At 58.7% G+C, this 24,215-nt stretch carries 18 protein-coding genes and 2 tRNA genes; 16 read left to right on the top strand and 4 right to left on the bottom strand.

Going from position 1 to position 24,215, the window contains the following annotated elements; genetic code table 11:
* Window positions 1-98 precede the first annotated feature (98 nt).
* From dps to OHL16_RS03795, 8 genes are all read left to right on the top strand, one after another.
* On the top strand, window positions 99-710 hold the full coding sequence (dps, locus tag OHL16_RS03830; protein WP_263365739.1) for a DNA protection during starvation protein: 612 nt from the start codon (window positions 99-101) through the stop codon (window positions 708-710).
* Window positions 711-732: 22 nt separating this feature from the next.
* A complete protein-coding gene (locus tag OHL16_RS03825; RefSeq protein ID WP_263365738.1) occupies window positions 733-1,074 on the top strand; it encodes a 2Fe-2S iron-sulfur cluster-binding protein in 342 nt (113 codons plus the stop codon).
* Between the two features lie 245 nt (window positions 1,075-1,319).
* Window positions 1,320-2,927, top strand: a complete 1,608-nt coding sequence (locus OHL16_RS03820; RefSeq protein WP_263365737.1) for a carboxypeptidase-like regulatory domain-containing protein — start codon at window positions 1,320-1,322, stop codon at window positions 2,925-2,927.
* Window positions 2,928-3,091: 164 nt separating this feature from the next.
* On the top strand, window positions 3,092-4,645 hold the full coding sequence (locus OHL16_RS03815) for a carboxypeptidase-like regulatory domain-containing protein (RefSeq protein WP_396127130.1): 1,554 nt from the start codon (window positions 3,092-3,094) through the stop codon (window positions 4,643-4,645).
* Between the two features lie 19 nt (window positions 4,646-4,664).
* Complete coding sequence (locus OHL16_RS03810) at window positions 4,665-4,880, top strand: efflux RND transporter permease subunit (RefSeq protein ID WP_263365735.1); 216 nt, start codon at window positions 4,665-4,667, stop codon at window positions 4,878-4,880.
* A gap of 386 nt (window positions 4,881-5,266) precedes the next feature.
* Window positions 5,267-6,526 carry a TolC family protein gene (locus OHL16_RS03805; RefSeq protein ID WP_263365734.1) on the top strand — a complete coding sequence of 420 codons (1,260 nt, stop codon included), beginning with the start codon at window positions 5,267-5,269 and terminating at the stop codon, window positions 6,524-6,526.
* A gap of 179 nt (window positions 6,527-6,705) precedes the next feature.
* A complete protein-coding gene (locus tag OHL16_RS03800; protein WP_263365733.1) occupies window positions 6,706-8,103 on the top strand; it encodes an efflux RND transporter periplasmic adaptor subunit in 1,398 nt (465 codons plus the stop codon).
* The gene (locus OHL16_RS03795; protein ID WP_263365732.1) at window positions 8,103-11,285 is read left to right on the top strand and encodes an efflux RND transporter permease subunit; all 3,183 of its coding nucleotides are present in this window, start codon (window positions 8,103-8,105) and stop codon (window positions 11,283-11,285) included. Before OHL16_RS03800 ends, OHL16_RS03795 begins: the two co-directional genes overlap by 1 nt.
* A gap of 186 nt (window positions 11,286-11,471) precedes the next feature.
* Here the strand turns inward: OHL16_RS03795 and OHL16_RS03790 are convergent.
* Window positions 11,472-11,559: transfer RNA gene (locus tag OHL16_RS03790), tRNA-Ser, on the bottom strand.
* 190 nt (window positions 11,560-11,749) lie between these two features.
* On the bottom strand, window positions 11,750-15,016 hold the full coding sequence (locus OHL16_RS03785) for a serine/threonine-protein kinase (protein ID WP_263365731.1): 3,267 nt from the start codon (window positions 15,014-15,016) through the stop codon (window positions 11,750-11,752).
* 73 nt (window positions 15,017-15,089) lie between these two features.
* On the opposite strand from OHL16_RS03785, the gene OHL16_RS03780 reads away from it, so the two are divergent.
* Entirely contained in the window at window positions 15,090-15,809 is a 720-nt protein-coding gene (locus tag OHL16_RS03780; protein WP_263365730.1) for an HAD family hydrolase, read from the top strand.
* Window positions 15,810-16,048: 239 nt separating this feature from the next.
* Complete coding sequence (locus tag OHL16_RS03775; RefSeq protein WP_263365729.1) at window positions 16,049-16,582, top strand: RNA polymerase sigma factor; 534 nt, start codon at window positions 16,049-16,051, stop codon at window positions 16,580-16,582.
* An 18-nt stretch (window positions 16,583-16,600) separates the two neighbouring features.
* On the opposite strand, the gene OHL16_RS03770 is transcribed toward OHL16_RS03775, so the two are convergent.
* Window positions 16,601-17,686, bottom strand: a complete 1,086-nt coding sequence (locus tag OHL16_RS03770) for an isoaspartyl peptidase/L-asparaginase family protein (RefSeq protein ID WP_263365728.1) — start codon at window positions 17,684-17,686, stop codon at window positions 16,601-16,603.
* 177 nt (window positions 17,687-17,863) lie between these two features.
* On the opposite strand from OHL16_RS03770, the gene OHL16_RS03765 reads away from it, so the two are divergent.
* The 3 genes from OHL16_RS03765 to OHL16_RS03755 all read left to right on the top strand — a co-directional run bounded on the left by OHL16_RS03765 (window position 17,864) and on the right by OHL16_RS03755 (window position 18,980).
* Window positions 17,864-17,948, top strand: a tRNA-Leu gene (locus tag OHL16_RS03765).
* A 38-nt stretch (window positions 17,949-17,986) separates the two neighbouring features.
* Entirely contained in the window at window positions 17,987-18,277 is a 291-nt protein-coding gene (gene secG, locus OHL16_RS03760) for a preprotein translocase subunit SecG (RefSeq protein ID WP_263365727.1), read from the top strand.
* Window positions 18,278-18,356: 79 nt separating this feature from the next.
* On the top strand, window positions 18,357-18,980 hold the full coding sequence (locus OHL16_RS03755) for an MBL fold metallo-hydrolase (RefSeq protein WP_263365726.1): 624 nt from the start codon (window positions 18,357-18,359) through the stop codon (window positions 18,978-18,980).
* 63 nt (window positions 18,981-19,043) lie between these two features.
* Here OHL16_RS03755 and OHL16_RS03750 read toward each other — a convergent pair whose 3' ends face one another.
* Entirely contained in the window at window positions 19,044-20,207 is a 1,164-nt protein-coding gene (locus OHL16_RS03750) for a pyridoxal phosphate-dependent aminotransferase (RefSeq protein ID WP_263365725.1), read from the bottom strand.
* A 53-nt stretch (window positions 20,208-20,260) separates the two neighbouring features.
* Between OHL16_RS03750 and OHL16_RS03745 the strand changes: the two genes are divergently transcribed.
* From OHL16_RS03745 to OHL16_RS03735, 3 genes are all read left to right on the top strand, one after another.
* Window positions 20,261-20,917 (top strand): HAD family hydrolase, encoded by a 657-nt coding sequence (locus tag OHL16_RS03745; RefSeq protein ID WP_263365724.1) that lies wholly within the window; start codon window positions 20,261-20,263, stop codon window positions 20,915-20,917.
* 132 nt (window positions 20,918-21,049) lie between these two features.
* Window positions 21,050-22,690, top strand: coding sequence for an SBBP repeat-containing protein (locus tag OHL16_RS03740; protein WP_263365723.1), 1,641 nt, complete (start codon window positions 21,050-21,052; stop codon window positions 22,688-22,690).
* A 536-nt stretch (window positions 22,691-23,226) separates the two neighbouring features.
* Window positions 23,227-24,168 (top strand): hypothetical protein, encoded by a 942-nt coding sequence (locus tag OHL16_RS03735; RefSeq protein ID WP_263365722.1) that lies wholly within the window; start codon window positions 23,227-23,229, stop codon window positions 24,166-24,168.
* Window positions 24,169-24,215: the final 47 nt, after the last annotated feature.

Genomic DNA, 24,215 nt, shown 5'->3' with positions numbered 1-24,215 from the left:
AGTCCCCACAGGCAAATATCCGGGTCTCGTGCATCAATTCCTGACATTCGCATAACGTTTGTGAGCTAGAGAATCCAGTTGTGGAAAGGACAACTCCCATGGCAACACAAAGCACAGTGCAACCGGGCGATGTTACGCAGCGCGTCGGAGTGGAAGTCATCCGGGCTCGTGGCGTCGATGTAGAGAAGCTCATCAAAATGCTCGTCGCCAATGCGGCAGCGGAATTCGCCAGCACCTACTACTACTACACCATCCTCCGCATGAACCTCGCCGGTTACGAAGACTACAAAGAGATCTGCGAAGATGCCCGGCTCGAAGATCGTGCTCACTGGGAACTGATCGTCCCGCGCATTTACGAGCTCGGCGGACACCTGCCCAACGATCTCAAGGCATTTCACGATCAGGCCGGGTGCGCCGCCGCCAAACTCCCCGACCCACCCACCGTCGTCAACATCCTTACCCTGTTGCTCGAATCGGAGCGTTGCGCCATCCGCAGCTGGAGCGCCGTCTGTGACATGACCTTCGGCAAAGATCCCCGCACCTATGATCTCGCCGCGCGCATCCTCAATGAAGAGATCGAGCACGAGGCCTGGTTCATCGAGCTCCTTGCTCACGAACGCGACCACAAGTCGATACCCTCCGGACACTTCCGCCGCGGCGAGCCGGGCGAGGCGCCGTACAGCAAGAACCGCCGGTTCTATAACCCATAAAATCTGTCGCATCGAATCCAATATGACTGAGGAGCGGAGCTTTCGGGTCGTCCTTGAAATGCCCGAAGAGCGCCGCTCCATCGATTGCGGCGCCAGCGAATACATCCTCAACGCCGCCGCCGACCACGGGATCAACCTTCCCGTCATCTGCCGCCAGGGCCGCTGCCTCACCTGCGCCGCGCGTCTGCTTGAAGGCATCGTAGAGCACGACCATCCCGACTCGTATTTCGCCGAAGACCAGACCGCCGGCTTCATCCTTACTTGCCTTGCCATGCCACGCAGGGAACTTCGCATCCTCACCCACCAGGAGTGGGAGATGCGGGCGCACCGCCTCGCCCACAACCTGCCCGCCCCGTATGCCTGAGGAGCCTCCGGCTCCATGGAAGCGAGCTCTCTCATGGAGCTTCAAAGGTGGGTAGTGGACACAGTTTTACTTGAAAGGACGCTGGAAAGCAGACCTGTTCGATGCGAAGGTTTGCGATATACATAATATGTGTTATCGGACGTACTACCTGGCCGAGTCCACTATCTCTGACTAATATCGGGTCCAGATCGTCAATATCCTTGTATCTGCTCTGCTGAGGTGTCTGCTTGTCGCCGATACTTAGATTGACCCGTTGCCGGTGCCTTCTCGCGCTATCGGTCTTAGGCGTTGTCTCCCAGTCTTCCATCGCACAAGTCCAATCGGTTGGGACTTCGGGAATTTCGACGGCGACCGCCACCACTGAGACCGTCACTGGTCAGGTGGTGAGTGCGACCACTGGACAACCGGTTGCTCGTGCCCTGGTCCGGCTGAACGACCGGGCTGTCCTCACCGACCACGACGGCAAGTTTGAGTTTCCCCAGTTTGCCGCCAATCAATCCAATAACCTGCAGGTCACCAAACCAGGCTTCTATCAATCTGCCGACCCATTTGGTGGTGGCTCTCTCTTTATCAGCTCAGGCCAACTCGCATCCTTGCTGCGGGTGAGGCTGTACCCGGAGGCTCTGTTGACAGGGACGATCACGGCTCCGGATGGGACTCCGCTGCCGCGAATCGTTGTAAGTGCTCTTCGAAGCACTTACAACGACTCCAGCCACCGCTGGATGGCGTCGTCGCAGTCCTCTACCGATTCCCATGGGAACTTCCGTCTCGCTGTGCCGCCCGGCGAATACAAGATCCAAACCAGATATAGCCCACGGAATAGTAGTTTTGCTGAAGCTGTTTTGCCTCTGATAGTTCCAGCAGATACTACAACAACCTCTTCAGGATTAATTCACGCAGGGAGCGGTACTGAGCAGCACTTTGACCTTCGGCCCGCCATGAGCCGGACCTATGGCATCACAGCCGAGGTCGAATCCACCTCAGAACGAGGCTTCCCGATGATCACGGCGCGCTCGAGCAATGGGCTCTCATTCCCGGTCGCAGGTTACGGCCGTGCCTCAGGTCCGGGCGAGATGCGGCTCGAACTCCCGAGCGGAAGCTATACCCTGATCGCTTCGACCAATAACTCCGATGGGCTTCAGTATGGAGAGACACGAGTGACGGTGACAGACCATGACGTGCCGGGCGTAGTGTTGCGCCTGGCGCGTGTTGCACCAATTCCTGTAGATCTCGCGGTCGACCCCTCTGCGACGTCTGATAATGCGTCGCCCGCCATCCAGCAACTCGGTCTCATCTTTGAGTCGATGCAGGACTCGCTCCCCGGGGATAGCTTCCAATCCGGGTCCGCCGGTCTCACGACACTTCAGGACAAAACCCAGGCTTTCCGCCTGGCCCCTGGAAGCTACCGCCTGCAGGCGCGTAACACAGGGGCCTGGTACGTGAAGTCAGCCAGCTACGGAACGACCGACCTCCTAGCCCAGGAGATGACGGTAGCACCCGGCGCCGGCGCGGCAACGATCCGTGTAACGGTGAGTGACAAGACTGGCGCGTTGAATGGCACCGTTAGCCTCAACGGTGTGCCCGCCGCCTGCTACCTTTATCTTGTTCCCAGCGGGCCCAGCGCCTCTACGGTCTTAACCGTCCGCAGCGCCAACGACGGCTCTTACAGCTTTCTTCATCTGCCACCCGGTACCTATCGCGCCATTGCCTTTGAGACGCGTCACTCGGCCAACTACCGCGATCCGAAAGCACTGGAGGGGTTCTCAACCTACGTTCAGACCTTGATGCTAGAGGTCGGCGACAAGGCCACGCTTAATCTGGAAGCCGTTGCCGACTCGGGGCTGAAGCCATGAGGCCGTCTTCCCTGCTCTGCTTCATAGGAACGGCGCTCCTCGCTACTTCGGCTTCTGCGCAATCGCCAACGCAGTTCAGGATTACCGGCGTCGTTGTAAGTAGCGTGGACGGTTCGCCCGTCGCTCACTGCCATCTGACGGCTTCTCCAACAGGACGACGAACAGTGGCGACAAAGCGTCAGTTCTCAAACCAATCTGGGGGCGTAGACGCCGATGACAGGGGGCGGTTTTCCATCACGGTGAGTTCGGCCGGCGCGTGGCATCTTACGGCGACCGCTCCTGGATATGCGACGCAGGTTTATGAGGAGCACGAGGGTTTTTCCTCAGCCGTTGTCCTCACGGACCGGGCCCCGGCGACCGATCTCACCTTTCGCCTTTCGCCAGAGGCAAGCGTCTCCGGCACAGTGCTCGATGATGCGGGCGAGGCCGTGCGCAACGCAAGCGTGTCTCTGCTGATGGTTCCTCCACCCAGTCCCGACAACACCCCGGATACCATGAGCGTCCACGGGGTGACTCAGACCGACGACCGCGGCTACTATGAGTTTGCGAACCTGCCGCAAGGCAACTACCGAATATCGGTGGATGCAAAGCCTTGGTACGCCTCCAACCCGCAACAGAGTCGTGACATCTCTGCCACCACAGGAACCACCTTACAAAGTCCTCTCGATCCGTCGCTCGATGTAGCGTATGCCGAGACGTGGTATCCCGGCGTCGACGACCCCTCCAAGGCGGAGACGCTTGCACTCCATCCTGGGGATAACGCTGAGGCGGACTTCCACATGATTCCCGTGCCCGCAATACACCTTCAGGTGATCACGCCACCCAGTTCCACGACGTCGCAAGGGCGAACCACCGTCTTTCCGTTGGCGGAACGCGTCAATCCGGGAACCGGCAACAGAATGCCCACCGGGTCAGTCTCCATTACGACCACGCCGCAGGGGCAAACGGAGATCGGAGGTCTTGCCCCCGGCTTCTATCAGATTCGCTTGCAGGGGCAGGGTCAGGAGTCGCGGACGGCATTGGTGCAGGTGTCCGAAGGCGGAGTCCACACGGTCGATTTCAACGAACCGTCCTCCGACGCGAACATTACGATTCGCCTGGACGGCGTTGCAGACGAGGAGAGTGCAATCCAGGTGGGGCTCATCAACACTGAGACTGGAGAGAGAATCTTTGCGTCGAACCAGCGCTTCGGGGGTGAAGGTGGCAGACCTGGACGTGGACTCAAGCAGGTGGATCATCCGAGTGAGCGTGTCATGCAAATTCCACCGGGACGTTACGAGGTGGTGCTTGCTGGCCGCGTAGGTGTCTATCTCACCGGGATGACCGCGCAGTCTGCGGAGGTGACCGGGCGCTACGTCAAGGTGCACAATGGCGACTCGACCCTTACTCTTCACATCGCCCGTGGACGAGCCTCCGTGAGCGGCATCGCAAGCATCGCCGGCAAACCTGTCGTAGGGGCAATGGTGCTCCTGGTGCCAGCGGGGCTCGATGATCCTTCATCGCTCACGTTGTTCGCGCGTGACCAAACCAACACCGACGGCAGCTTCGATCTTCCGGAGGTCGTCCCAGGTCAGTACATCCTTCTGGCGATCGAAAACGGCTGGCAGGTTAACTGGAAGGACCCCTCGACGCTGAACCGCTACCTGATCCACGGGGTTCCGCTGGAATTGAAGCTGGCTTCGGAAGTGAAGCAGAACATCGAAGCACAGGCCCCATGAGACAGGATTCAGCGCCTTCTTGCCTCCTTTCATGGTTCAGATCGAGAGTGACGTTTATTCGCAAATCGGGCTGGTCATGCTGATCGGGCTGGCAGCCAAGAACGCCTCGACTGGCCTCGACTCCGTGAACGCGCTATGCTGTATGGGAGGCAATGAAATCAGTTCGCCAATTCGGAGCGCTTGTCCTGCTGCTGCTGTCGTGGCTGGCTCCGGCTATGGCATGCATAACGCCTGAAGCGCAGCTTACGCAACAGGAGCGTGCCTGCTGCCGCATGATGAAGAACCAATGCGGACAGATGGAGATGCCTGTCTCGCATGGTTGCTGCCAGAAGGACGTTCGGGCCACTCACTCCGATGCCCTTCAATCCAAAGCTATAGATTTCCATCCAGATAAAGCCGCGGTAACACATCTGTTCATCGCGGATCTTTGGAATCCGACCCCGGTGTTGGCCGGGCGGGCAGAACACCCTGAGTTTTCACCTCCGCAATCCCCACCCAGGTCCATCTCCGTACTCAGAATCTAGGTAGCCCCTCTCTCGCACTCTGCCTTCGCCGAGTGCGCATACGTGTTCTGTGTGTGCCGGGCGATGTCTTGTACTGCAATCGAGATTGGAGCTTGGTATGAACGTGGTCTCTTTGGCGACCGCCACGCTCGTGCTTGCGAGCGCGCTTTCCGCCTTCGGACAGCAAGCAGCAGGCACGGCTACGCCTCTTTCTCAGCTTTTAGCCGAGGCTGAGACAAACAACCCGCAGATCTCCGCTGCCGATCATGGAGCACGAGCTGCGAGGCAGATGACGCCGCAGGTGACGACGCTACCGGACCCGAAATTCACCTACCAGCAATTCAGTGTCGGCAGTCCGAAGCCGTTTGCGGGATACACCAACAGCGATTTCGCCTACATCGGCGTCGGAGCGTCACAGGAGCTGCCCTATCCGGGGAAATTAAGGTTGCGAGGTGAAGTAGCCAATCGCGATGCTGACACGAAACAAGCCGAGGTTGGAGTAACGAAAATCGGCATCGCCGACGCGATCAAGGCGGACTATCTCCAACTGGCCTATCTGCAACAGACGCTTGGCATCCTGCAGCAAAACGAGTCTGTTCTTGACCAGCTCATTCAGGATGCTACGGCCCATTATCAGGTCGGGCAAGGGATGCAGCAGGATGTTTTACAGGCCCAGGTGAACCGAACCAAGATCGTGAAAGAGATCACGATGCACCATCAGCAGATGGGACAGGTGCAGGCACATCTCAAGGGCTTGCTCAGTCGGGACCAGGGGACGTCGGACATTGTTACGGAAGACCTGATTGAAACTCCGCTCAAACGCACTTCTGATGAGCTTCTTGCGATGGTTCGGCAGAACAACCCTCAGATCCAGGTGGACGCGAGTTCCATCCGGAAGCAGGATGCGCAGGTAGCGTCCGCGAAGCGCGAGGGGAAGCCGGATTTTGAAGTCGGCTATATGTACCAGAACACCGACCGCAAATACCGCGACTACTACGTGTTCACCTTCGATGTGCGCCTTCCCCGCAGAGCACGGGTAAATGCGGAGGTCGCCGAAGCTGCCGAAAAGCGTGCCGAGTCACAACAGACTCTCGATGCGCATCTGCAGCAGGAGTTCGCACAGGTGAAAGAGGAGTATGTCAAAGCGACAAGCGATGAAGAGCTGTTGAAGGAATATCAGGATGGCCTGATACCACAGTCCGATGCGGCATATCGAGCAACACTGAGTGCCTACGCGTCCAATCGCGAACAGTTCATTCATCTCCTTTCGTACTTCACAGACGTTCTCAACCTGAAGCTCGAATACGCGGAGACACTCGTGGATCACGAGACTGCCTTAGCCCATCTCGAATCGCTGACAGGAGTGACACTGCGATGAACAAATATGTCTTAAGGACCTCTCTCGTCTGGATCGTTGTCCTGGCAGTTGTCGCAGGGATCTGGGCATACCGTTCCCATTTGGTGAAACAGCCCAAAGCGATGAATATGCCGATGTCCGGGGTTGTGCAGCCCGTGGCTGCCGGACCATCTTCAACCACCCAGGAGTCAGCACCATCCATGTCGGAACAAAAGATGGAGACGCCGCTCGTTCCCGTCCAACTCACGCCCGAGCGGATGCAGAGCATCGGCGTGCAGACCGGTACGGTAGAGTACAAGCAACTGAGTGACGACATACGTGCGACCGGCACGGTGGACATCAATGAGCGTCTTCTCTCCTATGTGCAGGTGCGCTTTCCTGGCTATATACGTAAGGTTTTTGCGAATGCCACGTATCAATATGTTCGCAAAGGAGAACCGCTCTTCACCGTGTACAGCCCTGATCTGGTGGCAACTCAGCAGGAATTTCTGCTTGCGCGGCAAAACCGGAAGGCTCTGAGCACCAGTACGGTGGACGGAGTGGCATCCGGAGCAGAGTCATTGTCTGCCGCAGCTGAACAACGTCTGGAGCAGTGGGAGGTTCCGCAGAGTGAGATTGCAAAGCTCAAGCAGACGGGCAAACCAATTACTGATCTCACCATCAACTCGCCGGTTTCGGGATACATCACCGAGCGAAATGCTCTGCCCAATATGTATGCCGAACCTTCGACCAAACTCTACACCGTTGCCGATCTGTCGCGGGTATGGGTCTATGCCCAGGTATTCCAGAACGATATTGGCCGGCTGAAGCCGGGTGATAGGACAGAGATCACTGTCGATTCCTATCCGGGTCGTACATTCTCCGGCCAGATCGAAGAGATCCTGCCGCAAGTGGACATGGCGACGCGCACGGTGCGCGTGCGACTGTCGATCGCCAATCCCGGTCTCAAGCTGAAGCCGGGCATGTTCGTGAATGTCGATGTGAAAACCAGCCTGGGGCGTCAGCTCATCGTGCCTGCTTCGGCTGTCTTTCAATCGGGTACGCGGCAGTTAGTCTTTCTGAATCACGGTAACGGCAGCCTAGAGCCGAAGGAAATTACGGTCGGTCCTCGCGTCGGAGACGACTTTGTAGTGCTCAAGGGGCTGGAGGCGCATCAGTCGATCGTCACTTCGGCGAGCTTCCTGATCGACTCCGAAAGTCAATTGCAGGCTGCAGCAGGTTCCTTCGTGCCGCCTCCTCCGGGTGCCGGGAGCAACGCTCCACCGGCGAATGCGCCTCAGACGAACATCGACTTCACCACCGATCCGAATCCGCCGAATAAGGGTGCAAACACCTTCCGTGTGCATCTGACCGGCGCTGGAAATGCGCCTGTTACGGGCGCAGAAATAACGGTCACATTCTATATGGCTGCGATGCCGGCGATGGGCATGGCTGCAATGAACACAACCACGAAGCTCAGCGACAAAGGCAACGGCTTGTATGAAGGGAGCGGTTCGCTCGGCTCTGGAGGGACCTGGCAGGTGACCATCACGGTGCAGAAAAACGGACAAGTGATCGCAACAAAGCAATTGCATGTGAACGCTACAGGAGGCATGTAATGCTTTCCAGAATTATCGACGTTTGCGCACGCAATCGCTTCCTAGTCTTTACGGCCGTCTTGCTGCTTACACTCGCAGGAATCTGGTCGCTCCAGCATGTGCCTCTGGATGCGTTGCCCGATATTTCGGATGTGCAGGTCATTGTCCATACGAACTGGGCAGGCGAGCCACCCGATGTCATCGAAGATCAGGTGACATACCCGATTGTGACCAGCTTGCTGGCCGCGCCCCATGTAAAAGCTGTTCGTGCGCAGACCATGTTCGGTGACTCCTATGTCTATGTTGTCTTTCAGGACGGTACTGATCTCTACTGGGCCCGCTCGCGTGTCATCGAATATCTGCAACAGATCAGCGGACGCCTGCCGGAGAATGTACATCCGTTGATTGGCCCCGATGCGACAGGCGCAGGCTGGGTTTATGAGTATGCCATCGTCGATAAGAGCGGCAAGCACAGTCTTGCCGACCTGCGCAGCCTGCAGGACTGGCATCTGCGCTATGCCCTGGAGACTGTGCCCGGAGTTGCTGAGGTCGCCAGCATCGGGGGCTTTGTCCGGCAGTATCAGGTACAGCTCGATCCCAACAAGCTGCTTTCCTATGGCATTCCGCTGTCGATGGTCATCGACAAGGTAAAGATGAGCACGAACGAGGTCGGCGGCCGCGTTCTTGACTTGAGCGGCGCAGAGTACATGATCCGGGGTCTAGGCTATCTCCGCTCGCTGGATGATCTCGCTACGGTTGCGGTCGGCAGCAAGAACGGAACACCTGTCCTACTGCGCGATCTGGGAACGGTGAGCTTCGGCCCCGATATCCGTGAAGGGGTCGCAGAGTGGAATGGCGAGGGAGAAACCGTCGGCGGAATCATCGTCATGCGTCAGGGCATGAATGCGCTGAACGTCATCAATGGAGTGAAGCAGAAGCTACGCGAGATCGCACCGTCTCTACCACCAGGCGTCCAGATCATGCCGGGTTATGACCGCTCCGCTCTGATCGACGCGTCGATCAAAACGCTACAGCGCGATTTGCTGGAAGAAGCGGTAATCGTCAGCTTAGTGATTATCGTCTTCCTCTTTCACTTCCGTTCAGCGCTCATCGCAATCCTCGCCTTGCCCATCGCGGTGCTGGTGGCTTCCATCCCGATGTACTGGCTGGGGGTGAGCTCGAACATCATGTCGCTGGGCGGCATCGCATTGGCAATCGGTGTGCTCGTCGATGCCTCCATCGTGATGGTCGAAAACGGGTATCGCCATCTGTCGGAGTGGCAGGAAAACGGTGCTAACCCGGTATCGGAACCGGAGCGGCAGAAGATACTTATCAACGCAGCCAAACAGGTTGGCCCGGCGCTTTTCTTTTCACTACTCATCATCGTCGTTTCCTTTCTGCCGGTCTTCCTGCTCGAAGCGCAGGAAGGACGTATGTTTCGCCCGCTGGCGTGGACCAAGACCCTGGCAGTTGGATCATCCTCCATCCTCGCCATTACTCTGGTGCCGGTCCTGATGGTGATGCTGATTCGAGGGCGGCTACGACCGGAAGGCGCCAATCCAATCTCTCGCATCACCCAAGCAATTTACCTGCCCGTCCTGCGCTTTTGCCTTCGCCATCGCTGGCTCACGATTGCAGTCAATCTGATCTTCCTGGTTGTCACGTTTCCGCTTGCATCGCGTCTGGGAAGCCAGTTCATGCCGCCGCTCTTTGAAGGCTCAACCTTGTACATGCCGACCGCTCTTCCCGGCATCTCCATCGAGCAGGCGAAGGTACTTCTCCAGCAGCAGGACCGCGTCCTTCGCAGCTTACCGGAAGTGGCTAGTGTGTTCGGTGCCGTTGGCAGATCAGACAGCGCAACCGACAATGCGCCCCTCGATATGTACGACACGACTGTGATGCTCAAGCCCCGGGAGCAGTGGCCCGCCGAGATGACCTACGAAAAACTCATTCAGGAAATGGACGAGAAGCTCCAGTTTCCCGGACTCTCGAATACCTGGACCATGCCAGTAGAAAACCGTCTCGACATGGAGTTGACCGGCATCAAGACTCCGCTGGGCATGAAAGTGCAAGGACCGAATGTCGACGGCATCCAGCAACTGGCTTCGCAGATTCAGACGGTCCTCTCTGGACTGCCGCAACTGCGATCTGTCTTTTCTGAGAAGGTCGCGCAAGGTTTCTACGTCAATGTCGATGTCAACCGTGCAGAGGCTGCCCGGTACGGCCTCACAGTAGCAGAAGTTCAAACCGCAGTCACCTCCGGTATCGGTGGAGAGAACATCGCGGAGAACATCGAAGGACGAGAGCGCTATCCCATCAGCGTCCGTTATCAAAGAGACTTCCGCGACAACATTGAAAAGATGCGCGGAGTACTGATCGGCACCCCTTCAGGAGCGCAGATTCCGTTGGGACAAGTGGCCCGCGTCTCCTTCAGTCGTGGTCCGGCAATGATCCGGGACGAAGACGGCGCACTGACCGGATACATCTATATCGATCTCAAGAACAGCGACTATGGCGGCTTCGTCGCCAGAGCAGACAAGCTCCTGCATGACAAGCTCACCTTACCCGCGAACTATTCCTTCCAGTGGTCAGGGGAATATGAATTGGAACAGCGGGCCAGGCAGCGTCTGCAACTCATCCTTCCGGTTGTGTTCTTTGTCATCTTCCTGCTGCTGTATCTCGTGTTCCACTCGGTTGCCGAGGCGCTTGTTCTCATCTTCCCAACCATCTACGCCATGAGCGGAGGACTGCTGCTCCAGTGGTTACTCAAATACAACTTCAGTGTCGCGGTCGCGGTTGGCTATATCGCGCTCTTCGGGATCGCAGTGGAAACCGGTGTTGTAATGGTGGTCTATCTGCACGAATCTCTCGAACGCCGGCTGCAAACCAGGAAACTGCTAACGAATGCCGATGTTGAAGAGGCTGCCATTGAAGGGGCTGTACATCGGCTCCGTCCGAAACTCATGACCGTCTGTGCCGTTCTCGCAAGCCTCATCCCCATTCTGTGGGAGTCCGGTGTCGGTTCCGATGTGATGAAGCCGATTGCCGCTCCGATTGTTGGAGGCATGATCACATCTACGATCCACGTCCTTATTCTCGTACCCGTGTTCTTCGTCATGATGAAAGAGCGAGCATTGAAGCGCGGCACGCTTGTTTCCCAGGATGCGGGTGAGCACGCAATGTCGATGGATGGGGGAAGATAGCAGTGCACCGGTCTATCCCGATCTCAGTCCTGCACCAACCCCCAATCCCGGATGCCAGGAACTGTTCTTTGCCTTCAAGGCGTTGCGCTGGCATAGATGCTGGAATAAGGAGACTCTCCAGACCTAACCTAAGCCATTTATTTCGTTATATTTAGTTGATTTGGAAGGATTTAGCCAGATAGATAATGGCGGAGAGACAGGGATTCGAACCCTGGATACCTTGCGGTATACACGCTTTCCAAGCGTGCGCCTTCAGCCACTCGGCCATCTCTCCGCGATCAGGTAGGCTCTCTCGAATCTAACACAGTTAAGGCCAATGGCGAACGTGCAGCATCGTCGCAAACATCCTGACTATGTGGCGTATTCGGCGTCCGCGTACCGGTGAACCATGCCTCCGGCCCCTTGCGGCAGCTATGCATCTCACTGGGCAGTGTCTTCATGCGGCGATGATATCGCGCGGAACGTCATGGCCGCCGGGAAGCCTTAGAGGCCTCGGCAACAAGTGGCTGTCCACTCTCGGCATTGTTCCACAGCGTCAAGAAACGTTGGTACGCCGCTGCGCTTTCCGAGTGATCGTGGGCAGCTAGCGCTCGAGCCAGTCCAATCTCAGCAATGGGATAGACGTTATTCCCCTGCAGAAACGCAGCGCCTCGATGCTCCAGCACAGAACGGAAATCAGCAGTCGCATGCTCCGTTCGTCCCATAGCCGCGTTGGTCAAGGCGCGCAGGTATGGTGTCAGCGAAACGCTGTCATACGGCTCAGCTCTCGTCAGAATCACGAGCGCCTCACCAAACTTCTTCGACCGCAGCAAAATCGCCGCCTGCAGGTCTGGCACAAAGTACTGCACAGCAGCGGTGCTGTGCGGGAACGATTGCTGGAGAGAATGAATCGCATCCTCGGCTCCGCTATTATCTCCACACAGAGCAGCAGACATCCCCACATCGAAGATAGCCGTCTCACCGCCAGACATCGTCTTTGCCTCGCTCGTAAGCCCCTGCGACTCAGCGCAGTTGCCAGCGAGCGCATTATCGAGTGCTCCCTGGGCCAGCATGAGAGCGCTCGCGGAACCGAGTCCCTCCACATGCCTTGCATCGTCAGCCGTCAACTTCCAGACCGCCTCGCCAGCGCTAATCTGCCCCGTGTTGTCCAGATAGAGTCCGTAGTCTCTCATCGCTCCATAGGACATATGTCGGGAATCAAGACTTCGAAGTGTGCCAACATATTTCCTGATCTCATCGTCTCTTCCAGCAAGAAAGGCTGCGGCCAGTAAATTCCGGCCACCCGCGACGCCGAGCCGCTCGGCCTGCGCTTCAAGCTGCGCCGCGGTGTCGTAACGATCTAGCCCCAGCATTGCAAGCTCCGCCTCGTCATACGCCTCGGCGCTGTAGGGATCCACCTCATACGCCTGCTGTGCCGCGAGCAACGACTCCACCATGTGTCCCTGCAACCGAAGCACACGGGCCAGTCCGATCATTCCCTCTGAGTCGTGCGGGAATCGCTCACCGTAGAAGCGGATCGTGGTGAGCGCAAGGCTATAGTCGCCACTCACATTCATCTCGTAACAGAACGCAGCGAGGAGCTTGAGCTTGTCGCTTCCGTCCCGCGCGCCCTTTTGCGCTAGATCTGCCGACCGTGCCGATGCGACCTCGCTTCCCTCACTGCGATACAGCCAAGCCAATTTCATCTGTGCCTGGGCAAATTTCGGATCGGATTTTGTTGCACTTTGGTAGGAGTGCAACGCATCAGCCGTTCTCCCGCTCGCAAGCGCGTCATCTCCCGCGGAATATTCGTTCAGCGCGTCAAGATTCACCGTTGCTTCCGTTGCCAGCGGAGCCGCTGCATCGGCGATAGACTGTTTGCTCTCTCCGATCTCTGAGCGAAGCTTCTGCGCCAGCCGGTCGATCGCAGCGGGAACCTCCTCGCGAGACGCGGCGGTCTCCGCAACGCTCGCCAGCTTGTCGTTCGACTGCGTATTCAACGCATCAACGTTGAGGACGTACTCCGAACCCTGCCTGCGTATCCCTCCGTACAGATATGCCTTGGAGCCAACACGCTTCGCTACCGTCTGCGCCAGAATCTGCGGGGCCACCTCACCATCGTCTTCTACCTGCCGAAGCCCAGCCTGATAGGCGGAGCTCCCGAGAAGATTCAGATACTGCGACTGCCGGAGGTCAATCTCAAGTCCCTCCCCAACTGCTTTCTCCAGCAGGGCCTCGCCGGTTCTATTCTGAAATCCGGCCAACAGCAAACTGTCATTCGGTTTAAGCAGCGCGGGCCGCAATTCTCCGCTCCTGACCAGCAAATATCCCGCGCCTGCCACGGCTACTGCGAGTGCTGAGGCAGCGGCCACCTTACGACGCATACCTTTCCGTGCCGCCTCGTCCCGCGGTTTGGCTGATGCTTCCGCCGTCGAGTCCTCTATGCCAAACTCAAACTGCGTTATGCCCGAGCGGCTTCTTGCGAGAGACGGGACCGCGCGGCGTTTGTCAGCGGCGCGTCTCTGCCCCGCAGAAGAAGGCTGCGCATGGTTTGCGTCGCTTTCCGTCGTCACGGCATTCAAACCCACCGGATGCAGCACTCCTTTGTCACGGCTGCCAGGCGCCGCAGGTATGCGACGTGGCCGAATCAGGAGATTGTCCGCGCTTGACTCCGATTTCGCCGTTTGCACTGCTCCCGGCTCCATCTCCTGCGGAGCATCCGGAGCCTTCCGCACCGGACGCCGCGGCCGCACATCGGGCTCGATCGCCTGCACCAGCGGAACAGGCGCTGCACTCGGCTTCTTCAGCCATCCGAGCACGCCGCGCTTGTCGACCATCTTTGCCAGCGCGTCACGCAGTTCGCCCGCTGTCTGAAAACGATCCTTGCGGTCTTTGGCGAGCAGCCTCAGGATCAGCCGTTCAAGCTCCTTCGAAATCGACTCGTTCCAACTTCGGATCGAATCCGGCTCATGCTCCAGGATCTGACTGTAGATAAGCGCGCTCGTCGTGCCGCTAAACGGAATCCGTCTCGTCGCCATCTCGTACATCACTACGCCGAGCGAAAACAGGTCGGAGCGAGCGTCGAGCTCCATGCCGCGAGCCTGTTCCGGCGACATGTAGGCCAACGTACCCACTGTAGCGCCAGCGAGCGTCAGATCGAGCGATCGCGATAGCCAGCCTCCACCTTGATTGAGGCCGATCTTCGCAAGACCGAAGTCCAGCACCTTTGCCTGCACTCCGTTCGGCTTTTTGACGAGGAAGATATTTGCCGGCTTGATGTCGCGGTGAACGATCCCTTTGGCATGGGCCTCGCCCAGCGCATCGGCGACCTCCTGCGCGTACTCGATGATCTCACCGCTGGACAATGCGCCACGGGCAATCCGCGCCTTCAGCGTCTCGCCTTCCAGCAGTTCCATCACCAGGTATGGGTCGCCGTCCTTTTCGCCGATATCGAAGATTGTGCAGATATTCGGATGGTTCAGCCCTGAGGCTGCCCGCGCCTCCTGCATGAAGCGCTCGCGTGTGCCGGGAATCCGGTAATCCTCATAGAGCAGCTTGATCGCGACTTCGCGGTGCAGGCGTTCATCCCACGCGCGAAAGACCAGACCCATGCCACCGCCGCCAATGCGACCGAGGATCTCATACGGTCCGAACTTCTGGCCCGCTTCAGGATTCATTGCGTTGTGAAGCCTCTCTTCTCCAAATTCCTGGAAGATGCCAGGCTCAAATCTCTGCTGCAGCGACCTCATCATACCCGCTGGTCTTCTCTTACCGGCATGCCACCTTAGTCGTGTTACCCAGTCAGGCAACCCGTATAATCGTCCTGTGTCGCCCTCGAATCTTCTCCGCCGTCCTGCCAATCAGACACTGCTCATCGACGCCGACGATACGCTCTGGGAGAACAACATCTACTTCGAGCGGGCCATTGCCTCCTTCATCTCCTACCTCGACCACCGTACCTACACCACCGAGCAGGTCCGCGAGCACCTCAACCACTGTGAGCGCGCCACCATCGCGGCCCACGGTTACGGTCTCCAGAGCTTTCGCCGCTCGCTGGTGGACTGCTTCGAGCAACTCAGTGAGACACCCATTACACCGGAGAAGCATCAGCGCATCGTCAGCTTTACCCAGGCCATAGCCGAGCAACCAGTCGAGCTTCTCCCCGGCGTCAGTGAGACGCTGGCCGACCTGTCCACTCGTCACCGTCTCATCCTGGTCACTAAGGGCAACCCCTCCGAACAGACTGGCAAGCTCGAACGCTCCGGCCTTGCCTCCCACTTCGGTGCTGTCGAGGTGTTACCGGAGAAGCATAACGAGGCATACCTCTCGCTCGCCGCACATCACAGCTGTGAGGCCAGTGACACCTGGATGATCGGCAACAGCCCGCGCTCCGATATCAATCCCGCTCTCGCCGCCGGCCTGCATGCCGTCTTCATCCCCCACGACTTCACGTGGGTTCTTGAACACGAGACCGTGAACCAGCCCCCGCCCGGCCAGAACCTCCTCGAGCTGGCATCTTTCAAGGAACTTACGGATCACTTTTAGCTGCACTTCCGCGGGTCGTTTAGCCACTGAACTCCACGACTGTAAGGTTTTCACGGCTCATGCGTCAGCATGGGTGTTCGGATTAAGTCCGGCCAAAGGAGAACCCTAATGCTCGATCAGAAACTATGCACTTGCGGCCCCGTTTGTCCCTGCGGCGACAATTGCGGTTGTCCTGCATCCAATTAGTAGTGCGGCTGGTGCAGGATCCCCTGCGCCAGCCTGCCACGATACAAAGCACTATGCCGACAAACACAATTGCGGATCTATTTCAGCAACGAGACCAGTTCCTGAGCTTCATCAGGAAGAGGGTAGAATCCAGCGCCACAGCGGAGGACATCCTCCAGAGCGCCTACGTTCGTGCCATGGAGAAGTCTTCAAGTCTGCGGAGTGGAGATTCCATTGTTGCCTGGTTCTATCGCGTTCTGCGCAACGCCGTCATCGACCACTACCGTCATCGCGCCGCTGAAGACCGCGCCTTCGATGGCTGGGCGCAGGATGTCGCCACCGAAACCCAGCCAGACTCTCTGGCAGAAGACAGCACCTGTCACTGCGTTCTTGGGGCCCTCAACAAACTCAAGCCCACATACAGCGAGATTCTCCGCGAGGTCGAACTCGACGGCAAATCGCTTGAAGCAGTCGCCAATGCTACCGGCATCACAGCGGGAAATGCCGCCGTCCGAGTCCATCGTGCAAGGCAATCTCTCAAGAAGCAACTGACGCTCGTCTGCGGCACCTGCTGCACGAGCGCCTCCTCCAATTGCACTTGCTCCTGATAACGACGGCGTCCTCCGCTACCTCTCATCACCGTAGATCTGCACCTCGACCGGCCTGCCCTCCATCACCTTCGCCCGATACATCCCCGGCGTATTAAAGCTCCATGCCATCTGTCCGTCGGGAGCAATCGCAATGACGCCGCCATCGCCGTGGATCGCCTTCAGCTCCTTCTGCACCACCTCATCGACAGCCGCCTGCAGGTCCATTCCTTTGTACTGAACCAAAGAGCAGATCGTCCGCGCCACCGTCAGCCGGATGAAGTACTCTCCCGTCCCGGTTGCCGAAACTGCGCATGACTGATTCGACGCATAGGTACCCGCGCCGATGATCGGCGAGTCTCCCACTCTGCCCCACCGCTTTGCCTGCGTGCCTCCAGTCGAGGTACCCGCCGCAATATTCCCATCGCGGTCGAGCGCCACCACCCCCACCGTCCCATACTTGTGAGCATCCGGAGGCTCAATCTCGGCCATCCCGCCGGTCGGAGCCGGCGGCGCACCTGCAGGCCGCGGCGGAATCGGGAGGCTCTCCTTCTTCAGCTGCTTAATCAGGCTCTGCCAGCGGCGTTCCGTGAAGAAGTAGCTCGGATCGACCTGCTCCAGCCCAGTTGACGCCGCGAACTGATCCGCTCCTGCGCCGATCATCATCACGTGCGGCGACTTCTCCATCACCGCTCGAGCCAGAGAGATCGGATGCCGCGTTCGCGTCACCCCTGCCACCGCGCCCGCCTGCATCGTCTCCCCCTTCATGATCGCGGCATCCAGCTCGTTCTTGCCTTCCGCTGTGAACACGGCGCCCTTCCCTGCGTTGAACAGCGGATCATCTTCCATGATTTTGATCGCCGCCTCCACCGCGTCGAGCGACGAGCCGCCCTTATCCAGGACATTCGCCGCCGCCTGAACCGCCGTCTGCAGCGCAGCCCTGTACTTTGCGTCCATCTCCTTGCTCATCGACTGGCGCTCGATGACCCCCGCCCCTCCATGCAGCACCACCGCCCACTTATGCTCCTTCGCCTGAGCTGCCATTACACGATCCGGCGCAATCGCCACCGAACTCGCCAACACAGCCGCCAACACCGCTACGCCAATCCTCATAACAGCACGCATCCAATGCCCTCTATTTACCTAAGATCAACGCCAGAGACCTGCAGTGTAACGTCTTGCCGTAGAAAGAGACATGTGTGCCTTCCCTGTCACCCAAGACTCCCAGAGAACCACGATTCCCTGCTATACTTGTCTACGGATTGCTCACCGCTCTTCTGGCACCTTAGTGTGGAGCCTAACGCGGAGGTGGCGAAATTGGCAGACGCACAAGCTTGAGGTGCTTGCGCCGCAAGGCATAGGGGTTCAAGTCCCCTCCTCCGCACCAATCCAACACATTCTCTGGAAGGCTGCTCGCTTCATTCCATGATTCCTCTTCTTGTAGTTCTGCACATCATCGTCTCGCTCTTCCTCATCGGAGTCGTCCTGCTCCAGCAGGGCAAATCGGCCGACCTCGCAGCAGCCTTCGGCGGCCAGGGCTCACAGACGGCGTTCGGCCCCCGTGGAGCAGCCAATCTTCTCACGCGCCTCACCACCTACTCGGCCATCATCTTCATGCTTACCTCCATCGGCCTCACGATCCTGCTCTCGCGCGCCAGTGCCGACCGCTCCGTGCTCGCCGGCCATCCCACGACACAGAGCACTCCGAAGAAGTAATCGCCTTCAGGCAAGTAATCAATGCGCAGGCCTCTGGCCTGCGCATTCTTCATGCGCGTCATCGGGCGATAATGGAGCCATGATCCGAGAAACACTTCCCGTAGGGATGCTGCAGTGCAACTGCACTATCCTCGGCGACGAGACCTCCCGCGAAGCCATCGTTATCGATCCCGGCGACGACATTCCCCGCATCGCCGCCCTTATCAAACGCCATGGACTCACTGTCAAGCAGATCATCATTACCCACGCCCACATCGACCACATCGCCGGCGCCCATCACCTCAAAAAGCTCACCGCCGCCCCGATCCTCTACAACCAGAACGATCTCCCGCTGGTCAAAATGATGGACATTCAGGCTGCCTGGCTCGGTGTCCAAACCCCTGAGGTCGCAGCGCCAGACGCCCCACTTACCAACGGTCAGACCATCGCCATCGCGGGACTCTCGGGCTCGATCCTCCACACGCCCGGTCATACTCAGGGCAGCGTCTGCCTTTATTTGCCTCAAGAGTCACTGCTGCTAGCAGGCGACACCCTCTTCGCCGGTTCTGTAGGCCGAACCGATCTTCCCGGAGGCGATACCCGCCAGCTCGTGACCTCAATCCACAACGAACTCCTCACCCTGCCAGACACCACTCTCGTCATACCCGGCCATGGCCCTACCACAACCATCGGAAGGGAAAGGCAAAGCAATCCATTCCTGTAAGAGTCGTATAATCAGTAGATAAATAGAATAATATCGAGTAATACATGACGAGAATCAAGAGGCTTATTGTTTACCTTGATTCCTGGCAATCTTGCTAATTCCCTCCGCAAACTCCTCGACCGGAGTGATCAGGCTGACGACTATCCGACCCTCATCGCTCATCCCATAGAAGCTTCCGGGGTGCACGACAACATCCGACGAAGCCAATAACTCCTCAGCCCCAAGCCCCACCCGAGGAAGCCGCAATACCGCACTCCATCCCGCTTCCACTTTAAGGTGCTCGACGCCAGAAGCTTCTATTCTGGTGAGATTTACTGCAACTCTCTCAAGTATCTGTTTCTGAATCGTCTCTCTCCCCGCCAGCCAGTGTGGCAGGGCTACCTGCGCCGGAGCATTCATCGAAAGGAACGTATCCGCGATCACCTCTAACCGTGCGGTGGCAGCTGCCCGATCCTGTTCCGGCCCAAAGCCCGCGATCCATCCAACCTTCATCTGCGGCAGTCCGGCGATCTTGCTCATTCCGCTCAGGCAAAACGTCAGTACCGGATGCGACCCCACGGCGAAGCTCACCAACCTCTCAGTCTCCGCCTTTCCAATCGGGTAATCGAGAAAGACCTCGTCCACGATCAGCGCCAGTCCGTGACGCGCGCACAGATCTTCCATGCGCTCACGCTCCAAGTGCTTCGTCCCATGCCCCGTGGGATTGTTCGGATGCACCACGACAATCGCACGCGTCCTCGGCCCGATCCTCCGCTCCAGTTCAGCAAAGTCGATCCACCACCCGTAGTCATAGAACAGCGGGTAGGGCTTCAGCCGCACGTCCTCCAGGTCCGCCAGAAAATCAAAGAGCGGATAGCTCGGCTGCGCGACCAGCACATCATCCCCCGCGTCACAGAGTAGCCGAAAGAGATACCCGTACCCCTCGCTCGTGCTTGTCGTCAGGACCAGCGCATCCGGATCGACCGCCGCCCCGTGTCCTGCGTAGTACTCCGCGACGGCCTCCCTCGCGGACCGCATCCCCCGCGGATCGGGATCATAGGCTAACGCCCTTGCATCCGCCAGCGGCGTCAGGATCGCCTCAGCGTCATACGAAAACCTGCAGACCGTAGGGTTCGACACTGTCAGATCAAGCAGCCTCCGCCCACTCTCTCTCGCCTGCCGAATCGCCGCAGCGAACCGGCTCTCCCTCGTGTCCCACCCCGTCCTTGCTGAAAACCTTTGCCTCACCTCAACATGCTAACCGTATCGCCACAAACCTCTCCTAAAATAGAACCCAACCCATGAACCCCATTCAGGCAGTTCTCTTCGATTACGGCATGGTTCTCTCTGGCCCTCCCGATCCCGCAGCCTGGCAGCGCATGCGCGCCATCTCCGACCTCTCCGAGGAGGCCCTCCACGCCGGCTACTGGGCCTACCGCCACGATTACGACCGCGACACTCTCAACGCCCGCGCCTACTGGGCCCACGTCGCCTCGCACGCTGAGACTACCTTCACCCCCGAGCAGATCAACGGCCTGATCGCCGCCGACCTCGATCTTTGGGGCGAACTCAACCCACCCATGCTCACCTGGGCTCAGAGCCTCCAGCGCGCCGGTGTTCGCACCGGAATCCTTTCCAACATCGGTGACGCCATGAGCGAAGGCCTTCTCGCGCGCTTCGACTGGCTCAGTGCCTTCAACCACTGCACGTGGTCCTATGCGCTCAAACTTGCCAAGCCCGAGCCCGCCATCTACCACGCAGCCGCCCAAGGCCTCGCCACATCCCCAGCCAATATCCTTTTCGTCGACGACCGCGCTGAAAACGTCGAAGCCGCCCGCGCCACCGGAATGCAGGCCATCCAGTACAGCCATGCCGACCATCCCGCCTTCGAGCAGGAGATGCGCTCACTCAGACTGGACTACCTTCTCGATCCAGCTTCAAGTCCCACAAGCACCTAAAGTGTCATTCCCAAATCGGAACTGACGCCTCACCTTCGTAACGACTTCCCAAATCAAGACACCTGAACCCAGCCATCAACATGGATAGTGAGGGCAGGCTGCACCCAGCGCCGTAACCGCAGCCAGATGACCATGATGAAGCGTTTGCCTCTTCTCTGCTTTTCTCTAGCCGCACTGCTGGGCCTCGTGACATTACCCATTACGGCGCAGACTGCCCAGCAGCTCGCCTTCGCCGGTCTGCTCGCCTCAGGACATCAGGGGCAGTTCAACGCCGTCCAATCCGACGCCTCCGGCAACCTTTATCTTCTGCTCGACCAGAAAGACGGCGTTCGCCTTCTCAAGACCGACCCCACTACCACTAACGTTCTCGCCCAGGCTCATCTCGGGGCACAGGGCGACATCGGTCTCGCCCTCTGCCTCGATCCTTCCGGCAACGTCTACATAACCGGCACCACGACCTCCGGGGCACTCGCCGGAACCTCCGGAGTTACCTTCCCCACGCGCGCCGACACCTCCACGAACTCCTTCATCGCAAAATTTGACCCCAGCCTCAACCCGCTCTTCGTGACCTTTGCCGGAAGCGGCCGCACCGCCGTCTCCGCCATCGCCGCCACCTCCGACGCCGTCTTCATCACCGGAAGCACCTTCGCCTCCACCCTTCCCGTCACATCGTCGGCGATCATTCAATCGCCTGCCTCGGGCAGTTTCCAGAACGGTTTCGTTGAGAAGTTCAACTCCTCCGGCACAACGTTGCTCTACGCCACTTATCTCACCGGTCTCAACGGCGACACGGCTCCGGCCGCGATTGCCGCGGACTCCTCTGACAGTGCCTACATCGCCGGATATACCACGAGCTCTGGATACCCCACGCTCTCTGCCGTCGTCCCTTCCATCCTCTCGGCCACCTCTGGCTTTCTCACCAAACTCACCCCGGCCGGCGACGGCATCACTTTCTCGACCTTCATTCCCGGCGAAGGCATTACCTCCCTCGCCATCGATTCGTCCACGCAGACCCTCCTGCTCACGGGCTCGATCGCGCTCGGTCAGTTCCCTGTCGCCACAGTCACGACTCCGCTCGCCGGGGACCACCTATCAGAGCCTCATCCGTATGGCACTCGACGGCAGCAAGGTTCTCACTTCGACCCTCCTCGCACCCGGCACGCAATCGACAATTACACCAGCGTCTTCAGGCAACGCATGGGCTGCAGTCCCTCTGAGTACGCCTCTGCTTCCCTTCCCCGCGCTGTCCACCATCGGCAACTCTGCGCTGCTTCGCATCGACTCTTAAAACGGCATCGACCAGGCTGCGCGCTTCGGCGGGCTCCCGACAACCAACCCAACCTACGCCTCCGCGCTCGTCACCGTCACCTCCATCGCCGTAGACTCCAGCGGCCAGCCCATCGCTGCCGGCAGCGTCGCCCCCACGACAAGCTCCAGCCTGCTCGCCAGTCAGACCTACGATCTCTCCCTAAACAACTCACTCACTCCCGCGCTCCCCTCGACGCTCCACGACGCCGTCCTTGCTCCGGGCTCTTGCAACGGCAGTCTCTGCGCCGGGTCCGCGGCCTTTCTTGCCAAGCTCAACCTCACCAACGCACCAGCTCTGGCTCTCTCCGCCGACGGTTCTCCCAACGTCATCCTCCGCAATCTCGGAACGGCCACCGCCACCGGTCTTCAAGTCTCCGCGACAGGCTTCACGCTCGCTCACAGCTGCCCCGTGCAACTTCCTGGCGGATCAGAGTGCAATATCGCCTCACCGGTTCAGGCCCCTGAACCATCACCGCACAGGCCGCAAACGCTACGACGCAGACTGTCACCCTCCCGGCAACTGCGGCCACGCCAAACGCTATCGTTGTCTCGCCTCATGAGCTCGACTTCGGCATTCGCACGGCAACCACGACTCCCGCCCCGCTCACGCTGACCATCACCAATCTCAGCCAGCAGACCCAGACCTTCACCTCTGCCCCAGTCGGATCCTCGACGAGCTTTACCGAACAGCTTAGCGACTGCTCTCCATCGCATGTATCACGCTAACGACGGCTGCGCTCCTCGCATCCTCGGGCTGTGGCAGCGGAGGCACAATCAACACCGACAATCCCAACCTCCGCTACACACCGCCCGGCAACTACCAGTATCAGGTCACGGCCACCTCCACCACCGGCGTCCAACTTACCCAGACCGTCACCTTGAACCTTACCGTCACAGCGCAATAGATCCATAACCGTAAAGATTCTGTTAACCAATCGCTACGCATATCCGTTGTATATACAGAAGGCTTTGAAAGCCTTCTTCATTCAAGGGGACACACGATGCGTTATCGGCGAACTGTAACCTGGGTCATTCGTTCCATCGCAATGCCCGCAACCCTGCTCGCAGCATTTGCCTCTGCCCAGCCAAAGCCACACGAGGCACCGGATGCAAAGGGTGGCGCGAAGGACGACCGCGCACTGACGCAAGAGGCAGCACGAGAGACACAGGAGCAGCTCATTCGCCTTCTGCGTCTTAGTCCCACCCTCACAACTGTTGTCGCCCACGACCCTTCTCTGCTCTCCAATCCGGACTATGTAAGCCGCAACAACCCCCAACTGGCACAGTTCCTGCAAAGCCACCCCGAGGTAGCCCGCAATCCCGATTTCTACCTCTTTTCAAAGTTGAGCAGGGACGGCGGCGAGCGACTCGAGCGCGCAGTGTGGCCCGAATATTTGCAACCACGGCCCGAGCCCTCGACGTATCAGCTGTTCATGCATGACCTAGGCCCGTTCCTGGTATTCCTCTGCATCGTCGGCTGCCTGCTTTGGCTGGTGCGGCTTCTCCTGGAAAACAGGCGCTGGGGACGAGTCTTCAAATCGCAACTTGAAGTCCATGGAAAGTTGATCGAAAGGTTCGGGTCCAATCAGGAGTTGCTGACCTACATGGGGACCGATGCTGGTAGACGCTTTCTTGAAGCAGCTCCCATCGCCGTGGACTTCGAACGAGACCAGCGCGTTCCGAGTGCAGTCGCCAGAGTGCTCAACCCGCTTCAAATTGGAATCGTGCTGACTCTTCTGGGGATCGGCTTCCTCTTCCTTCGTCATGCTCTCGTCGAACTCGAAGCCCCTATGTTGGTGCTGGGAACCCTTGTCCTCATGCCAGGCATCGGCTTCATCCTCTCCGCAGCCGTTACCTGGATGCTGGCAGGCCGTCTCGGTCTGATGCCTGAGAACACCTCCCGTCGAATTACCACACCTTTCGACTCGAACGAGAGACAATGAGTGAAACGTCCCACAAGTCATCCGAGAGCCCTTTCATATGACGCCCT

Source organism: Edaphobacter bradus, from assembly GCF_025685645.1.
GTDB lineage: Bacteria > Acidobacteriota > Terriglobia > Terriglobales > Acidobacteriaceae > Edaphobacter > Edaphobacter bradus.
The sequence above is the reverse complement of the archived record's forward strand: the minus strand, read 5'-3'. Positions and strand labels throughout refer to the sequence as shown.